This is a genomic window from Bacillus sp. SD075 (assembly GCF_017355165.1).
In the GTDB taxonomy this organism is placed as follows: domain Bacteria; phylum Bacillota; class Bacilli; order Bacillales; family DSM-1321; genus Peribacillus.
In genome coordinates, this window is the sequence record NZ_JADILK010000012.1 from 105778 (window position 1) to 121108 (window position 15331).

16 protein-coding genes and 2 riboswitches are annotated in these 15331 nt (G+C 42.3%); of the genes, 3 read left to right on the forward strand and 13 right to left on the reverse strand.

The window, feature by feature from the left end:
- Positions 1–339: 339 nt before the first annotated feature.
- From IOC57_RS26740 to IOC57_RS11595, 12 genes are all read right to left on the reverse strand, one after another.
- Complete coding sequence (locus IOC57_RS26740) at positions 340–492, reverse strand: YuzK family famiily protein (protein WP_471802854.1); 153 nt, start codon at positions 490–492, stop codon at positions 340–342.
- Positions 493–1220: 728 nt separating this feature from the next.
- A complete protein-coding gene (locus tag IOC57_RS11545) occupies positions 1221–2057 on the reverse strand; it encodes a MetQ/NlpA family ABC transporter substrate-binding protein (RefSeq protein ID WP_207438847.1) in 837 nt (278 codons plus the stop codon).
- 15 nt (positions 2058–2072) lie between these two features.
- Complete coding sequence (locus tag IOC57_RS11550) at positions 2073–2741, reverse strand: methionine ABC transporter permease (protein WP_207438848.1); 669 nt, start codon at positions 2739–2741, stop codon at positions 2073–2075.
- Complete coding sequence (locus IOC57_RS11555) at positions 2734–3768, reverse strand: methionine ABC transporter ATP-binding protein (RefSeq protein ID WP_063234022.1); 1035 nt, start codon at positions 3766–3768, stop codon at positions 2734–2736. The genes IOC57_RS11550 and IOC57_RS11555 overlap by 8 nt, the downstream gene beginning before the upstream one ends.
- 144 nt (positions 3769–3912) lie before the next feature.
- A riboswitch (SAM riboswitch) is annotated at positions 3913–4025 on the reverse strand.
- A gap of 117 nt (positions 4026–4142) precedes the next feature.
- A complete protein-coding gene (locus tag IOC57_RS11560) occupies positions 4143–5453 on the reverse strand; it encodes an O-acetylhomoserine aminocarboxypropyltransferase/cysteine synthase family protein (protein WP_207438849.1) in 1311 nt (436 codons plus the stop codon).
- A 101-nt stretch (positions 5454–5554) separates the two neighbouring features.
- A riboswitch (SAM riboswitch) is annotated at positions 5555–5660 on the reverse strand.
- A 145-nt stretch (positions 5661–5805) separates the two neighbouring features.
- Positions 5806–6114 (reverse strand): thioredoxin family protein, encoded by a 309-nt coding sequence (locus tag IOC57_RS11565; protein ID WP_207438868.1) that lies wholly within the window; start codon positions 6112–6114, stop codon positions 5806–5808.
- Between the two features lie 3 nt (positions 6115–6117).
- Entirely contained in the window at positions 6118–6483 is a 366-nt protein-coding gene (locus tag IOC57_RS11570; RefSeq protein ID WP_048688210.1) for a toprim domain-containing protein, read from the reverse strand.
- A 93-nt stretch (positions 6484–6576) separates the two neighbouring features.
- Complete coding sequence (gene gcvH / locus IOC57_RS11575; RefSeq protein ID WP_057278066.1) at positions 6577–6960, reverse strand: glycine cleavage system protein GcvH; 384 nt, start codon at positions 6958–6960, stop codon at positions 6577–6579.
- Between the two features lie 95 nt (positions 6961–7055).
- A complete protein-coding gene (locus IOC57_RS11580; RefSeq protein WP_207438850.1) occupies positions 7056–7412 on the reverse strand; it encodes an arsenate reductase family protein in 357 nt (118 codons plus the stop codon).
- Positions 7413–7679: 267 nt separating this feature from the next.
- On the reverse strand, positions 7680–9467 hold the full coding sequence (locus IOC57_RS11585) for an acyl-CoA dehydrogenase family protein (RefSeq protein WP_207438851.1): 1788 nt from the start codon (positions 9465–9467) through the stop codon (positions 7680–7682).
- A gap of 73 nt (positions 9468–9540) precedes the next feature.
- Positions 9541–10719 carry an acetyl-CoA C-acetyltransferase gene (locus tag IOC57_RS11590; protein ID WP_207438852.1) on the reverse strand — a complete coding sequence of 393 codons (1179 nt, stop codon included), beginning with the start codon at positions 10717–10719 and terminating at the stop codon, positions 9541–9543.
- 72 nt (positions 10720–10791) lie between these two features.
- The gene (locus IOC57_RS11595; RefSeq protein WP_207438853.1) at positions 10792–13176 is read right to left on the reverse strand and encodes a 3-hydroxyacyl-CoA dehydrogenase/enoyl-CoA hydratase family protein; all 2385 of its coding nucleotides are present in this window, start codon (positions 13174–13176) and stop codon (positions 10792–10794) included.
- Between the two features lie 206 nt (positions 13177–13382).
- Here IOC57_RS11595 and IOC57_RS11600 point away from each other — a divergent pair, with 206 nt between their 5' ends.
- Positions 13383–13517 carry a YuzL family protein gene (locus tag IOC57_RS11600; RefSeq protein ID WP_207438869.1) on the forward strand — a complete coding sequence of 45 codons (135 nt, stop codon included), beginning with the start codon at positions 13383–13385 and terminating at the stop codon, positions 13515–13517.
- Between the two features lie 43 nt (positions 13518–13560).
- Here IOC57_RS11600 and IOC57_RS11605 read toward each other — a convergent pair whose 3' ends face one another.
- Positions 13561–14478 (reverse strand): proline dehydrogenase family protein, encoded by a 918-nt coding sequence (locus IOC57_RS11605; protein WP_207438854.1) that lies wholly within the window; start codon positions 14476–14478, stop codon positions 13561–13563.
- Between the two features lie 148 nt (positions 14479–14626).
- On the opposite strand from IOC57_RS11605, the gene IOC57_RS11610 reads away from it, so the two are divergent.
- Positions 14627–14905, forward strand: coding sequence for a hypothetical protein (locus tag IOC57_RS11610; protein ID WP_207438855.1), 279 nt, complete (start codon positions 14627–14629; stop codon positions 14903–14905).
- A gap of 13 nt (positions 14906–14918) precedes the next feature.
- Positions 14919–15254, forward strand: coding sequence for a spore coat protein (locus tag IOC57_RS11615; protein ID WP_207438856.1), 336 nt, complete (start codon positions 14919–14921; stop codon positions 15252–15254).
- The last annotated feature ends 77 nt before the right edge of the window (positions 15255–15331 follow it).

Genomic DNA, 15331 nt, shown 5'->3' on the forward strand with positions numbered 1-15331 from the left:
TAACAAATCCAATTTGGAATCAACTAAATAGATAGGGGTTTCCACTTCTCCCATGTTAAAAACCTGTCCTATTCTTACAATACTAACAGATATAGCCTATTTACTGCCTATTCATACTTATTTTATCTTTTGTTAAAATTATCTTATTATTCGGCAAATCTTCGTCCTTATTAATATATGTTCGAAGAATTCAATTGCGAGGTATGAGTTCCCCTTTAAAAAGAAAAAAATCGGACTGTCAGGCTTATGTAAGTTTATCCAATAAGGAAACCCTTATTTTATGGACCACTTTCCATTTTACCTCTACAGACCGATCTTTTAAAGAACTCTTTTATATGCTTAGCCGTGAATTTTGCGTTGTAGGTCCTGTACCATTTTGTTGCACTTTACATGTTCCCTATCCCGTTCTTTCTCAACCTCGATACGGAGGTCTAAGTTTCTACTGTACTCACTGTAGCCAATCCCATGTGAAGACTGCATCGCCTTTTCCATTTCGCTTGTTACATGTAAATCTAGAGTATTGATAGTGAACCATCCTTTCAAATTTGTGTATCATTTTATTACTTTCATTATTTCTATACCCTTCATTTTCATGATTAAACATAAAAAAAGTCCTGAATTAAATCAGGCTGCACACTGTAGACAAACTGGATGATAATTGAGTTTGTCTACAGTGTGTCTAGGCTCTTTAAATTTGAACGTTCCTTTCAGCGAGCGGTCCGGAAAACATCCTAGGCCCTTAAGTGCCTGCGTGGACTCCCTTGACTCGCCTCTGCCGCAGGAGTCTCGTAAATCCGTTCCAATCCACTAGGATTAAACAATCAGGTAGTACCACCATGCACACAGTCTTTATTTGTTCCATGCGTAAACCGATGGAAGAAGTTGCATTCAACATGACACCGTTGGTTTTTAGGTTACGGATCCCATGATAAAGTTCCTCACTTCTCTAAGTTGGGGGATAATCATGAGTGACGACGCATTATTTGAAAGATGAACGGACAAAACAGTTTGCCTATTCACTTCATATCGCAGCAGATCGTAACGGATTTATATATGTTTTTAACGCACTCAGCAACAAATAAAGAGGGGCAATCGTGAGTACAAATCGCTTTAACTGCCTCACATCCTATAAAAATCAAAAAGGTTTCGGAATGAGACCATTCCGAAACCTTTTTGTCTACAAACTGCGGTCTGAATTAAATCAGGTCGCCATTTTAGAATTATTTATCCGCCGGTACAACTGCACCATCGTATTCTTTAAGGATGAAATCTTGAATTTCTTTAGAATGCAATACTTCTACAAGCGCTTTTATTTCTTCTTTATTTTCATCACCTTTGTTTACGGCAATTACGTTCACATACGGTGATTCCGAATCTTCAATCGCAATCGAATCTTCAATCGGATTCAAACCTGCGTCGATCGCATAGTTGGAGTTGATCAGGACAGCATCACCTTCGCCGCTCTCATAAATTTTTGGAAGCAGGGCCGCTTCATATTCAGCATCGAATTTAATGTTTTTCTTATTTTCAACGATGTCTTTAGTTGTAGCTGTCGTTTTATCGATGCCTTCTTTCAAAGTGATCAAGCCATTCTTTTCCAATAGGGATAAAGCACGCCCATGATCAGCGACAGAGCTGCTCAAAATGATCGTTGCCCCATCAGGAAGTTTATCGATGCTTTTATATTTCTGTGAGTATAGTGCTATTGGCTCGATATGGATTCCACCCGCATTGACGAAATCATATCCATTTTCTTTAATTTGCGACTCCAAGTAAGGAATGTGCTGGAAATAGTTAGCGTCCAATTCCTTATCATTCAACGCCTTATTCGGTAAAATATAGTCCTGGAATGTTTCGATTTCCAATTCGATTCCTTTTTCTTCAAGAAGCGGCTTAGCTTTCTCAAGGATTTCAGCATGCGGAACATTGGATGCCCCTACAACTAATTTCTTCGATTCTTTTTCCGTATCGCTGCCGCTTTTATCCTTTTCACTTCCGCAAGCAGCCAAAGCGATAGATAAAACTAAAATTAATGCAAATCCTAAAAACTTCTTCATCCTATTCATCTCCCTTTATCTTTTATCCAATTTAGATGTAATTACATCTCCAATAATTTGAATTATGAAGACGATAATTAGAATAACGATAGTCGCTACAAGCGTAACGTCATTGTGATTTCTTTGATAGCCATCCAAATAGGCCAGATTACCCAGCCCTCCTGCCCCGATGACCCCGGCCATAGCGGTATATCCAACCAATGCAATCGATGTTACCGTAATACCGGAAATAAGGGCAGGCATCGACTCTGGAAGGAGGACCTTCCAAATGATCGTGCTCGTTTTCGCCCCCATCGATTTCGCGGCTTCAATTACACCTTTATCGATTTCGCGAAGGCCGATTTCGACCATACGCGCATAAAATGGTGCCGAACCGATAATAAGTGCCGGCAGTGCAGCGTTCTCTCCGATCATGGAACCGACAAGAGCTTTAGTGAAAGGGATGAGCAGCACGATCAAAATGAGAAATGGAATGGAACGGAATATATTAACGACAGCACTCATGACCCCGTTGACTGCCCGGTTTTCCCACATATTACCCTTCCCTGTCAGGAACAGGATCAACCCTAATAGTATGCCTATAAAAAAGGTTGCCACTACAGAAATGCTTGTCATGTAAAGCGTTTCTTTCGTTGCATCAATAATGTCTTCCCAGTCAACGTTCGGCAATAATTCTTCAAGCATGAGTAATCACCTCCACGCCTACCTGCTGTGCTTTAATGAATTCGATTGCGCGGAGCATTTCGTCCTCTGTGCCATCAAGGTGGATAAACAATGTTCCATATGAACCGCTTCTTGTTTGGGATATCTTACCTTGGACGATATTGACATCCAACTCGAAGTTACGTACAAGCTTGGTGATCAACGGGCTTTCTGCATGATCACCTACAAAGGTCAATTGAATCACTTTGCCTGCAGGGTAGCGTTCGAGCAAATGGTCCATCGTTTCTTTCGTTTCTTCTGGTTCCGTTACTTGTTGCACGAAACGCTTCGTCATTTGTTCTTTAGGATTCTTGAAAACATCCAGGACAGGCCCCTGTTCAACAACTTGCCCGCTTTCCATCACGGCGACGCGATGACAGATTTTACGTATTACATGCATTTCATGTGTTATCAAAACGATTGTCAATCCCAGGCGCTGGTTGATGTCAACAAGCAATTCGAGTATTGAGTCGGTAGTCTGCGGATCCAATGCAGAGGTCGCTTCATCACAAAGCAGTACTTTAGGATCATTTGCCAGAGCCCTGGCTATACCCACCCTTTGCTTTTGCCCTCCGCTTAATTGTGAAGGATATGCCTTTTCCCTGCCTTCCAGTCCGACTAACTTGATCAATTCGTTCACACGCTTGGTTCGTTCAGTTTTAGAAACTCCTGCAATTTCCAATGGGAAAGAAATATTCTCCTGAACGGTCCTTGACCATAATAGATTGAAATGTTGGAAAATCATGCTGATTTCTTGACGGGCCTTACGGAGCTGAGCCCCTTTAATTTTTGAAATTTCCTTTTCAGCCACTACTACGGATCCCTCTGTGGGTGTTTCCAATCCATTGAGCATTCTGATCAAAGTACTTTTCCCCGCTCCACTGTAACCGATGATACCGAAAATCTCGCCTTTATTTATTTCAACATTTACATTATTTACAGCCTTGATCGTCTCACTGTTTCCTTTTCCTGTTCGGAACAGCTTGCTGACTTTCGTCAATGTAATCATTAATCCTCACCTCTTTTATCCAATAAAACCTATGAACTTAGTTGATTTCTCTACATCATTAGTCTGTTTCTCATATCAGTTTCCCCATTAATAAGAAAAAACCTTTCTGCATGAGCAGAAAGGCAGGTGAAGAAACAGGCCTTCCTCTCATCTTCCAAAGTGATTAAACTTTGTGTGAATTGGCACCTTTCCAAGGAAATCTCCTTGTCGGTTGCCGGGTTTCATCGGGCACATCCCTCCACCTCTCTTGATAAGAGCTAATATATAGAATATTTGTACATCATTAAGTTCTTTAGTATGGTGAAATTTTATCATAGATAAAAAAGGAGCGCAATGTATATTATTTCTAGTATAAGAATGAACAGGAGCTTCGCTTAAACCGTTTTGGAAGTCAAGGAGACGATATTCGTCGCTTTTTCAATGGCCTGCTCCAAATCTTCTATTAAATCGTCTACATTTTCAATCCCAATGGATAAACGGACTTGATCAGCAAGCACACCCGCTTTCGCAAGACCCGCCTCATTCAATTGTTGATGGGTCGTACTGGCTGGGTGGATGATCAAGCTCTTCGCATCCCCCACATTCGCTACATGGGACCATAATTCCACCGAATTGATAAGTTTTGCCCCAGCTTCGCGATTACCTTGTATCCCGAATGTTACGACAGATCCAGCTCCCTTTGGTAAATATTTATCCGCAAGGGCTTTATCGGGATGATCTTCATCACCAGGATGCGTAACCCAAGATACCGCAGGATGGTTTTTTAAATATTTTATGACAGACTTGGTGTTTGATAGATGCTCTTTCATCCTTACATGCAGCGTTTCAAGTCCAAGCGTAAACTGGAATGCACTTTGGGCACTTAGCGCAGGGCCTAAATCACGAAGTAACTGGACTCGGGCTTTCGTTATGAATGCGGCAGGTCCAACTGCCTCGGCATATACCAGACCGTCGTAACTTGGGTCAGGCTCCGTGAAGCCAGGGTAGTTTGGCGAGTTCCAATCGAACTTCCCTCCATCCACGATGACACCGCCTAGCGTCGTTCCATTTCCCAGAAGCCATTTTGTAGCGGAATGGATGACAATATCCGCTCCAAAATCAATTGGTCTGCATAGGTACGGAGTCGCGAAAGTATTATCAATGATTAAAGGTATGCCTGCATCATGGGCGATTTCCGCTACCGCTTCAATATCGAGCACCCTCAAGCTTGGATTTCCGATCGTTTCAGCAAAGATGGCTTTAGTTCTTGGCGTAATCGCCCTTTTGAAATTTTCAGGTTCATCAGGAGAAACGAATTTCACTTTTATTCCATATTTAGGAAGTGTGTTTTCGAAAAGGTTATACGTACCGCCATATAATGTAGAGGCTGAAACAATCTCATCACCTGCTGCGGCAATATTCAGGATTGAAAGTGAGATGGCAGCCATCCCGCTTGATGTTGCCAATCCGCCGATACCGCCTTCCAATAAGGCCATTCTTTCCTCAAAAACGCTGACCGTGGGATTATGGAGTCGTGTATATATATATCCATTCTCCTTTAGGCCAAATAAATTCGCTGCATGGTCGGTGTCTTTGAACAAGTATGCATTGCTTTGGTAGATAGGAACTGCACGGGCACCTGTTTCATCAGCTTGCAGACCGCCATGGACACTCAATGTTTCGAAACGCAACTTTTTCTCTGACATATGTTTTCTCCTCTTTTTCTATGGATTTAGTTGGAATTATATGAAATCTGACCTTTTATAAACAAAAAAACCACTTCAATAAGAAGAGGTTTCAAGAACATACCTCATCTACCAGAGCCAACACTCTGCTGGAATTAGCACCGTATATAAAATTATACCGGTTGCCGGGCTTCGTCGGGCCAGTCCCTCCGCCACTCTTGATAAGAACTATTAAATTCTGCCGTTACTTAATTCAAAATATAGCATTTTAGAATAAATCAGTCAATGAATTGTTTGAATATTCTTTGTTTATTTTCGGTCTCGCCTTGAAATCTCTGCAACAAAGAAACCAACCACGGTTCTGATTGGTTTCTTAGCTGAGTTCCTTAAGCAATCCGTACAAATAAGGAACGGATTGAAAGGCATATATTTTTTTGTTTAGCTGTCCTTCTTTGAAAAGCAATAAACAAGGAACACTTTCGATTTCATATGTTTCGGCAATTCCTTGGACATAGTTCATATTCATTTTGCCTGTCCTCAATTCCGGGAAAAGCTCCAAGGATATCGTCAGCATCTTGGAGGCAACCTGACAGGTGCCGCATAAAGGCGTATATAAATATAAGCAAAAGGTTTCCCCATTTTCAACAGCAAGCCTACATTCTTCTTCTTTCCATTCCTGCATCAATTAATCGTTCACCCTTTGACTTAAAAATTTCATTTTCACATTCATATTGGCAGATAAAAGCACAGTTGCGATATGATGTTCGGGTGAGCTTTCCACTTCTTTGTACATTTTATTGATATACAGGTGGTTCGCTTCCGGCATTTCCCTTCGGAATTGCTTCCGCAGCTTTTCTCCTGATTCATCTGCGTCAAAAAGGAGATAGACATCACGGTCCATCAATTCATCCACTAATTCATCCAGCTTAGTTAATGATATGGTCCCATTCGTACATCTTATTTCCACATCTTCATTTAAAACGGAGGCAACTTTTCTTCTATCGGAACTGCCTTCTACAATGATCACTTTATCGAATTCGCCCCACTCCATGTCATCACTCCATCTCACGAATTATGTGCGCAACTGCCACTGTACAAAATGAAAAAGAGAGCAGGCCTTTTCAGTCCCCCCTCTCCTTCTATTTTAACCGTTGATTAAACTTTCATATTCTTCAGCACTCATCAGGTTTTCAATATCATTGCTATTAGATGGTTCAAGCACGACCATCCATGCCTTTTCATAAGGAGACTCATTTACATATTCAGGGTTGTCACTTAAATCTTCGTTTACTTCTACAACCTTGCCACTTATAGGAGCATAAAGCTCAGAAACGGTCTTAACGGATTCAACACTTCCAAATGGTTCGTTCGCTTTCAATTCATCTCCGATTTCCGGAAGCTCAACGAATACGATGTCCCCAAGCTCGGACTGTGCGAAGGCTGTAATTCCGATGCGCACTGTTCCATCTTCCGTTTTGACCCATTCATGTTCTTTAGTATAACGAAGTTCTTTTGGTGTTGTTGTCATTATTAACCCTCCATATGTACATCTTATTTTATCTATTCCATTATAAGGTAGATTGTTTGTTTAAGTAAGGAATTAACCAAATATTTTGTGAAATTTCAGTTCCAAACCTGTTCGAATTGCTCTTCTTTGAAACCTACCGTCACTTTGGTGCCATCCGATACAATCGGCCTTTTCAGAAGCATGCCATCTGTGGACAATATATCAAGCATCTCTGCTTCAGAAGCCTCTTTCAGCTTATCCTTTAAGCCCAGCTCCCGATATTTTTGACCGCTAGTATTGAAAAACTTCTTCAATTCCAAATTACTGATTTTATATAGTTGTTCTATTTCAGTTCGCGAAGGCGGATTTTCCGCTATATGGATCGCTTCATACTGCAGTTCATGATTATCCAGCCACTTCTTCGCATTACGGCATGTGCCGCATTTTGGGTACCAATATAATGTTAAGCCCATCATTTCACCACCTATCAATAGAATACCCGTTTTCAGCACGCAATACAACGAAATGTCTTTTGAATTCCCCAAGCAATTTCATCAAAAAAATTTAAGGGGTTATCCAATTTGAACGTTGTCTCCAGGCACTCGCTTTCCGCGTGCGTTCTACCCTGGGCATGCTTTCCCTCAGGTGTTTTCCAATCTACTTTGTTTTAAAACCCTTTTGTCCACAAACTGAAGGGAATGCCTTTACCGGCATTCCCTTCACAGATTCTGGTTCATTGCTTAAAGAGCATATTTTTCCGCTTCGATTACCTTGATGGAAGCTTCGCGTTTTTTCGCAATGACATTGATCGGATTGTGTCTTGTCAGCTTGCGGAGCGACGAAAGCATGATGCGAAGAGTATCGCCTGTTTCCACCGCAATTAACGTTTCCTTTGCATGCTGTTCTATTTCGTTGAAAGCTTCCTGAACGAAGATTTCAGTGTAAAGCACTTTTTGTTTATTCTTCTCCAGACCTGTAGTTGCAATTGCTTTTTCCGTACGCAATACCACGGATTCCGCTGCATAGGCAAGGGATGCGATATCTGCAATGTTGGAGAGGATTTCTTGTTCTTGATCAAGGTTTTTTCCGTATTTCTGAGCAGCAAGCCCAGCTGCCAAAATACCGATTTTCTTAGCGTTTCTAACGAGCATTTTTTCTTGTGCCAATGGCTCATCGCCAGGTTCTTCCGGTATCATCATCATTAATTCCTCTTGCAGGCCTTGAGCCTTTTGAAGAAGCGGCAATTCCCCTTTAAGTGCTTTCTTCAGGAAAGTTCCCGGGACAAGCAATCGATTGATTTCATTTGTACCTTCAAAGATCCGGTTAATACGGGAATCACGATATGCTTTTTCAATTTCATACTCCTGCATGAAACCATAGCCGCCATGAAGCTGTACGCCTTCGTCCGTAACATAATCCAATACTTCGGAAGCGAAGAATTTATTCAATGAACACTCAATGGCATATTCAGCGATTGCAGCCGCCATTGATTTCCCATCTTTCACTTGCTCATCCGTCAATTTGCTTTGTCTTTGATCATAAAGGCCAACGGTACGATATACAGAGCTTTCTGCTGCATAAATTTTAGATGCCATTGTTGCAAGTTTTTCTTTCGTCAGGTTAAAATGGGAAATTTTCGTTTTGAACTGTTGACGTTGATTCGTATAGGCTGCTGTGATCTCAAGGGCACGTTTAGACCCGCCGACAGCACCTACGCCTAATTTATAACGGCCGATATTCAGGATATTGAAGGCGATGACATGCCCTTTTCCGGCTACACCCAAAAGGTTTTCGACTGGTACATGTACATTTTCGAGGATTAAAGTACGTGTTGATGAGCTTTTGATCCCCATTTTCTTCTCTTCAGCCCCAGTTGATACACCTTCATAATCACGCTCAACAATGAAGGCGGAGAATTGTTCGCCGTCAATTTTGGCGTAGACACAGAAGACATCTGCAAAGCCTGCATTTGTAATCCATTGTTTTTCACCATTTAAAATATAGTGTGTTCCTTCTGCATTCAATTTCGCTGTCGTTTTTGCTCCCAAGGCATCGGAACCTGAGCTTGGTTCCGTTAAGGCGTACGCAGCAATCTTCTCACCCGTTGCAAGTAATGGAAGGTATTTTTTCTTTTGTTCTTCATTCCCGAATAATACGATTGGCAAAGATCCGATACCTACATGTGCGCCATGCGTAATTCCGAAGCCGCCCGCAAGTGCCATTTTTTCCGTAATCAATGCCGAACTGATTTTATCAAGACCCAATCCGCTGTATTCCTCAGGAACGTCAGCACCAAGTAAACCGATTTCACCTGCATGCTTCAGTAATTTAACGGAACGGTCAAATTCATGGTTTTCCAAATGTTCAACCTGCGGCAGAATTTCATTCACTACGAAATCCTCGGCAGTTTTGGCAATCATCTTATGCTCATCAGAATAATCCTCCGGTGTAAACACTTGATCATACGTAATATCTTCTACTAAAAAGGCTCCGCCTTTAATGAGGTTATCTGTAGTTTGATTGGACATGTTATTTCCTCCTAAATATTTAAGATAGTAAACCCGCCGGTAGCATGACAGCTTTCGGGAGGTGTGTGTGGAATTAAGCCAATAATTCAAATACTCCAGCAGCACCCATTCCGCCGCCGATACACATTGTCACGACTCCGAACTGTTGGTTTCTGCGCTTCATTTCATGAAGCAGGCTTAATGTCAATTTTGCTCCTGAGCATCCTAGTGGATGGCCTAAGGCAATGGCTCCGCCATTCACATTGACAATCTCTTCGTTCAATCCGAGCTCACGAATGATTTGAATGGATTGGGAAGCAAAGGCTTCATTCAATTCAAATAAACCAATATCGGATAACTCAAGGCCCGCTAGCTTCAAAGCTTTTGGAATGGCCGCAATCGGTCCGATGCCCATAATTTCTGGCGGTACCCCTGCTACAGCGAAAGAACGGAACTTACCCATCGGTTTCAATCCTAATGAAGAGGCCTTTTCCCCATCCATGACCATGACCGCGGCTGCACCATCACTCGTTTGTGATGAATTCCCCGCTGTTACGGATCCTGTAACGGAGAATGCAGGTCTTAATTTTTTTAGCACTTCAGCAGTCGTTCCTGGACGAACGCCCTCATCCTGTGTAAAAGTAAATGATTTTTCCTGTAGCTTAAGATCTGGTCCCACTGAACGAAGGGTTACTTCAACCGGCACGATCTCATCCGAAAACTTTCCTTCTGCAATGGCCTTAGCCGCCCTTTGGTGACTTCTAACAGAAAATGCATCTTGATCGTCACGGGAAATGCCGTATTTTTTTGCAACGGCTTCAGCTGTGTGACCCATACCCATATAATATTCCGGTGCCGTTTCCGCAAGTCTTGCGTTCGGACGCGTTACATGGCCCATCATTGGCAAAAGGCTCATGGATTCCGCTCCACCTGCGATGACTGTATCACTTTGGCCGAGCATGATCCTTTCCGCCCCATAAGCGATACTTTGCAGCCCGCTTGAACAGTAACGATTAATCGTTATGGCCGGTACGGTATAAGGCAATCCTGCCAAAGCTCCAATGTTACGCGCCATGTTCAATCCTTGCTCCGCTTCAGGCATTGCACAACCGATAATCAGGTCATCTATGGTGCCTTCATAATTCCCTGCACGCTTTAACGTTTCCTTTACAACAAGAGCCCCTAAATCATCAGGACGCACACTAGCAAGAGAACCTTTTTTCGCTCTTCCTACCGGAGTCCTTGCTCCAGCTACTATTACCGCTTCTTTCATGAGGATCCCCCTTACTCATTTTTAAGCTATCGATCTATTAATCTATGTTTTGGCCATTTCTTCATCTATTCATCAATTACGGAGTGGTTTGCCTTTAATAAGCATGTGCTGCATCCTTGCCTGGGACTTCGGAGTCGAAATCAGTTTTAGGAATGCCTGTTTTTCTAAGTTCAAGATATACTGTTCATCTACTTCCGTGCCAAATGGGAGTTTTCCCCCTGCAAGGACGTATGCAAGCTCTTTGGCTATGACAAGGTCATGATCTGATAAGAATCCTGAAAGGCGCATGGATTCAGCCCCCAAAAGAAGTGCGGCATATCCCGTTTCACCAACGACAGGGATCTTTGTGCGGGCTGGAGCGGTATAACCTTGTTCATGCATGGAAAGTACCGCCTGTTTCGCATCGTATAGCTGATGATCCGCATTCACGCTTATTCCATCGGACGAATTAAGGAAATCATTCCCTCTCGCTTCCTCAGCCGAGGTTGAAACTTTTGCCATCGCGACTGTTTCAAATACTTGGTTGGCCACTTTCTGTAAGTCGAAGTCGACGCCCTTCGGCATATTCCTTAACGTCTTCACATAAAGTTCCTTAGTCCCGCCGCCGCCTGGTATCAAGCCTACACCAGCTTCCACTAGTCCCATATACGTTTCAGTCGTTGCCTGAATGCGTGCAGCCGGAAGAGATACTTCAGCACCCCCGCCAAGTGTCATATTAAACGGGGCAACCACTACAGGAACTGCACTGTACTTGATTTTAAGCATCGCCTTTTGGAATTGGCTGATGACCATATCGAGTTCAAAAATATTGTCATCTTGTGCTTCCATCAGCATCATCGCTATATTAGCCCCTACACAGAAATTCTTTCCTTGGTTTCCGATGACCAGGCCTTTGAAATTCGCTTCCGCTTCTTCGACAGCCGCATTGATCATTTGTATGATATCCAGACCGATTGCATTATTCGGTGAAGTGAATTCAAGAAGAGCCACTCCATCGCCGATATCCATCAAGCTTGCACCACTGTTTTTCTTGATTACGCCCTTTTGCTTCTTGATCGCTTTCAGATTGATCACTTTAGGATTTTCGACACGTTCTTTATATCCACCATTATCATAATAGTGAACGATGCCATTTTCTTCTTTATAGAAAGAAGTGATGCCTTTAGCCAGCATATCCTTCACCCATTGCGGAACAGTGATGCCTTCTGCTCCCATTCGGGCTACCGATTTTTCCACACCTATCGCATCCCAGGTTTCAAAAGGACCTGTGGACCATCCGAATCCCCATTTCATCGCTTGATCGATCGCCACGATGTCATCCGCTATGTCCCCAAGCAGCTGGGCAGAATACACAAGCGCCGGATTCAGAACATTCCAAAGTAATTGGCCGGCACGGTCTTCGCTATAAACAAGCGCTTTCATTTTATTTTCCAAGCCCTTAGCCTGTTTAGCCATTTCGATTGAAGGCGTTTTTAATCTTTTTCTTGCATCATATTCAAGGGTTTCGGGATTCAGTTCAAGGATTTCCTTGCCCTTTTTCAAGAAAAACCCTTGGCCTGACTTGCTTCCAAGCCACCCATTCTTAAGCATTTCATTCATGAAATCAGGTAATTTGAAAACGTCTTTTTCTTCTCCATCCACCTGGTCATATACGTTTCTGGCAACATGTGCGAAGGTATCCAATCCAACAACATCAAGTGTACGGAAAGTCGCGCTAGTTGCCCTTCCTATCAACGGACCTGTAACTGAATCGACCTCACCAACACTGTATCCGCCTTTTTGCATTTCCCGCAGAGTGACCAATAAACCATAGGTTCCTATACGGTTTGCGATGAAGTTAGGGGTATCCTTGGCTTCGACGACACCTTTTCCCAGTACATCTTCGCCGAATCGTTTCATGTATTCGAGCACTTCTGGTGAAGTTGCTTTAGTAGGGATGATCTCCAACAATTTAAGATAACGCGGCGGATTGAAGAAATGTGTTCCCAGGAAGTGTTTTTGAAAGTCCGCCGAACGTCCTTCTGCCATCGCTTCGATTGAAATTCCAGATGTATTCGATGAAACGATGCTCCCTGGTCTACGATGCCGATCAACCTGGGCAAACAAACTTTGCTTAACTTCAAGTTTCTCAACGACCACTTCGATGATCCAATCGACATCCTTTAAACGACTTATATCATCTTCCAGGTTTCCCGCCTCGATCAACGCAATGTTTCCCTTAGCCGAAAGCGGAGCTGGTTTCTGTTTTAAAAGTTTCGTAATCGCAGTTTGGCTGATGCGGTTACGCACTTGCTTATTATCTAATGTCAGTCCCTTTTTCTTTTCATCCTCAGTGAGCTCACGAGGTAAAATATCCAATAATAAAGTCGGAATGCCGATGTTAGCAAGGTGTGCAGCAATCCCTGATCCCATAACTCCTGACCCTAGAACAGCAGCCTTTCGAATTTGTCGAACCAAGTTCATATCCCCCTTACACAATTTATTGAATGAATGTTCATTCATTTTTAATCCAAAAAAATTTTGAATATTTTTTCTTATTACTAATATAGAATATATTTGGAAATTCCGCAATGATTAATACAGGAAAAAAATTTTTTTCTCCGAGTTCTTTAGGTTATTTCTCGTCCATTCAGTAAAAAATAACCGGGCAGGAGGTGACTTGTATAATGAAGCGTAAAAATAATCCATCTAAAGCAGCCGTAAGCGCAGCAAGCGTTAAAGGCAATGCCGGACCTGGCGCTGAACGTCAACATGGAATCAATAAAGTGAACAGCCAGAACAATCAGTTCAAAAGATAATCCTTCTTAATTTGAGATGCCGTTCCTTCTCCGGAGCGGCTTTCTATTTCTTGAATAGGCCTTTTAAAACGAAAGCAATATTGGCCGGTCTCTCCGCAAGGCGACGCATGAAATATCCATACCAATCCGTACCATATGGAACATACACCCTTACCTTGTATCCTTCTTTTGCAAGTTCAAGCTGCTTTTCATTGCGGATGCCATATAACATTTGAAATTCAAATCGATCCTGGGGAATTCCCTGTTCTTTGACCAATTGCCTCGTATAATCAATGATTTTATCATCATGTGTGGCGACGGCTGTGTAATTTCCATTTTGCATATGCTTCTTGATGATTTTCTTGAAATTCTCATCCACATCTTTTTTCTCGGGAAAAGCCACTTCCCTTGGTTCTTTATAAGCCCCTTTAACAAGTCTTAGATTCGGATGGTATGCATCCAGCTCCCCAATATCCTTCTCAGTCCGATACAGATAAGCTTGGATAACAGTCCCCAATTCATTATATTCAGACTTTAGCTTTTTGAATACATCCAAAGTCGGCTGACAGCGCGGAAAATCTTCCATATCAAGCGTCACGAAAACACGATGGGCTTCAGCTTCATCTAAGATTCTCCGCATGTTATTCATTGCGACTCGTTCGGACACATCCAAGCCCATCGAGGTCAGCTTCAGGGATAACTGTGAATCCAGTTCATTTGTGCCAATCATCTGGATAGCCTCGATGCACTCATCCGCCATCTTCCCTGCTTCTTTTTCATCTTCAATGAATTCGCCTAAATAATCAATGGTGACAGCAAGCCCTTTCCGGTTAAGATCTGCAATCACTTCACATGCCAGGTCCAAGGATTCTCCTGCAACGAAACGTGATGCCCCAAATCGCAGCCCGTATTTTTTCGCTGCCTTAGTCATGCTTTTATTCTTTGATAAAAAAAGGAATAGGTTTTTCAATATTCTTTCCATCTGCATTCCCCTCCAAATCATTTTGGAAAATAGATGCACAAGATTATTTTACCATTTAATTCATTTTTCAGATATTTGAAACCAAGAATAAAAAAAGTCATGAAGGGAAAATTAAGTTCGTTTAAAGAGAACTTAAGGAGGTAGAAGGATGGAACAGCAAAATTCGTTTAACAGCCAACAGCAGTCCACCGGCTTTATGAAGCAGCCGCCGGAAATGGTTTCGGTGAAAGATAGCTTATACTTAACCGATATGCTTGCATGGAATCTGAATGCGGTTAAAAAAGCACATTTTTTTGCCACACAATGCAAGGACCCGCAAATCATTGATGCATTAAATCGGTGCGGTCTCATGCATCAACGCCATTACGATACCATCTTGAAACATTTGAACCCGGACCAAGTTCAGGGTCAACAACAATACCAGTAAAGGAGGGTTCCTGATGCCCAATGAAAACAAAGTCCAAAATCCAGAATCTCCCGTGGCAAAGACACCGCAGATGAATGACAGGGATTTTATTAATGATATGCTAACAACTGAAAAGTACTTTTGTAATTCCCTTTCCGTGGCCCTGCATGAAATGAGTAACCAAGCATTATTCCAAGACATTTTCTCCATTTCCAAAGAAAATCAGGAGATGCAGCGAGAACTCTTTAACCTTATGTTCGAAAAAGGCTGGTATAGTTTAGAAAAGGCGCAAGCTACCAGCTTAAGCCAATCGTATCAACAATTTTCAGGTTATAAAAATCAATTTCCATCTGGAACGAACATTCAATAAGCTAACATTCAGGTGGGCTTTATTCTGCTCCTTTTGTTTTTTTGCTACAAATAAAGCCGGCCCATGGAGGGCCGGCT

Excerpts from the sequence above, each read along its gene's own strand:
- IOC57_RS26740 (WP_471802854.1), bottom strand. The coding sequence starts at position 492 with ATGGAAAAGGCGATGCAGTCTTCACATGGGATTGGCTACAGTGAGTAC.
- IOC57_RS11545 (WP_207438847.1), bottom strand. The coding sequence starts at position 2,057 with ATGAAGAAGTTTTTAGGATTTGCATTAATTTTAGTTTTATCTATCGCT.
- IOC57_RS11550 (WP_207438848.1), bottom strand. The coding sequence starts at position 2,741 with ATGCTTGAAGAATTATTGCCGAACGTTGACTGGGAAGACATTATTGAT.
- IOC57_RS11555 (WP_063234022.1), bottom strand. The coding sequence starts at position 3,768 with ATGATTACATTGACGAAAGTCAGCAAGCTGTTCCGAACAGGAAAAGGA.
- IOC57_RS11560 (WP_207438849.1), bottom strand. The coding sequence starts at position 5,453 with ATGTCAGAGAAAAAGTTGCGTTTCGAAACATTGAGTGTCCATGGCGGT.
- IOC57_RS11565 (WP_207438868.1), bottom strand. The coding sequence starts at position 6,114 with ATGCAGGAATGGAAAGAAGAAGAATGTAGGCTTGCTGTTGAAAATGGG.
- IOC57_RS11570 (WP_048688210.1), bottom strand. The coding sequence starts at position 6,483 with ATGGAGTGGGGCGAATTCGATAAAGTGATCATTGTAGAAGGCAGTTCC.
- gcvH (WP_057278066.1), bottom strand. The coding sequence starts at position 6,960 with ATGACAACAACACCAAAAGAACTTCGTTATACTAAAGAACATGAATGG.
- IOC57_RS11580 (WP_207438850.1), bottom strand. The coding sequence starts at position 7,412 with ATGGGCTTAACATTATATTGGTACCCAAAATGCGGCACATGCCGTAAT.
- IOC57_RS11585 (WP_207438851.1), bottom strand. The coding sequence starts at position 9,467 with ATGTCCAATCAAACTACAGATAACCTCATTAAAGGCGGAGCCTTTTTA.
- IOC57_RS11590 (WP_207438852.1), bottom strand. The coding sequence starts at position 10,719 with ATGAAAGAAGCGGTAATAGTAGCTGGAGCAAGGACTCCGGTAGGAAGA.
- IOC57_RS11605 (WP_207438854.1), bottom strand. The coding sequence starts at position 14,478 with ATGGAAAGAATATTGAAAAACCTATTCCTTTTTTTATCAAAGAATAAA.
- IOC57_RS11610 (WP_207438855.1), top strand. The coding sequence starts at position 14,627 with ATGGAACAGCAAAATTCGTTTAACAGCCAACAGCAGTCCACCGGCTTT.
- IOC57_RS11615 (WP_207438856.1), top strand. The coding sequence starts at position 14,919 with ATGCCCAATGAAAACAAAGTCCAAAATCCAGAATCTCCCGTGGCAAAG.